Origin of the sequence: Pseudomonas sp. SIMBA_068, assembly GCF_046534705.1 — a bacterium.
GTDB classification, from domain to species: Bacteria; Pseudomonadota; Gammaproteobacteria; order Pseudomonadales; family Pseudomonadaceae; genus Aquipseudomonas; species Aquipseudomonas putida.
The window spans coordinates 1-251 of sequence record NZ_JAWRYI010001152.1 but is presented as its reverse complement, the minus strand read 5'-3'; the positions used below and the strand labels follow the sequence as shown (position 1 = coordinate 251).

Sequence of the window (251 nt, the reverse complement as noted above, 5' to 3'; positions counted from 1 at the left end):
ACTTGCTTGACCAACAAATACAGCGACCGAAATACCCATACAACGCTGCCCTGCGGCACCAACAGATGCACCAACAAGGTTATTTACAACATGCGATTTACTCGCATCTGGCATAATTACCATATGGTTTTTTGCACCTACACAGGCTTGAACACGCTTAAGGTTTTGTGTGCCTTTTGAATAAATATAGGCACCTACACCACACGATCCTACAAACGAAATAGCACGAACGGCTTTATCTTCTAATAACC

Annotated in this window: 1 protein-coding gene; it reads right to left on the bottom strand. The window is 43.0% G+C overall.

The annotated features are described in order from the left end of the window. Positions 1-251 (bottom strand): aldehyde dehydrogenase family protein (locus tag SB756_RS33130; RefSeq protein ID WP_410913642.1); only part of this gene is annotated, 251 nt, incomplete at both ends.